Here is a 518-nt window from a genome sequence, read left to right as displayed (position 1 = left end):
TGCGGGTGGAGCCGACCTCCAGGGCGAGCATCAGGTCGCCGGGGAGTTTCGCCTCCGCCCGGTACATGCGGATGCCGGCGAAGACGCCGCACACGGCGAGGGCCATGAGCGCGGCGAGCAGGAGTGCCATGTCGTCGTCCCCTTCCCGGCTCAGACGTCGATGCGGGACAGGCGGCGGATGAGCAGGAAGCCGACGGCGTACAGGCCGAAGGCGACGAGGACCGCGATCTGTCCGGCCGTCGATCCGGTCATGCGCTCCAGGGCGCCGTCCTTCACCCCGTTCATCAGGAACAGCGAGCCGACGCCGAGCACGGGCACGGCGTACGAGGTCATGCTGACCTGGGAGTGCTGGGTGCGGACCTCGCGCCGGGTCTCCTTGCGTTCCTCCAGGGTCTCGGGGAGGTTGCGCAGCGCGCTCACCACCTGGCCACCCGCCCGGTTGGCCAGCACCAGCGTGGTGACGAGGACGACCAGTTCGCGGGAGGGGAGGCGGTCGGAGAGTTCACCGAGGGCGTCCT

Annotated in this window: 2 protein-coding genes; both read right to left on the bottom strand. The window is 70.5% G+C overall.

Going from position 1 to position 518, the window contains the following annotated elements; all coding sequences use genetic code 11:
* On the bottom strand, positions 1-130 hold a 130-nt coding region (locus LPA54_RS36495; RefSeq protein ID WP_228984802.1), incomplete at its 3' end, for a DUF5936 domain-containing protein.
* 20 nt (positions 131-150) lie between these two features.
* The coding region (locus tag LPA54_RS36490; protein WP_368857897.1) for a type II secretion system F family protein at positions 151-518 on the bottom strand (368 nt) is incomplete at its 5' end.

The sequence above is a fragment of the Streptomyces sp. DH12 genome, assembly GCF_020873895.1.
GTDB lineage: Bacteria > Actinomycetota > Actinomycetes > Streptomycetales > Streptomycetaceae > Streptomyces.
This window is presented reverse-complemented; position numbering and strand designations above follow the sequence as displayed.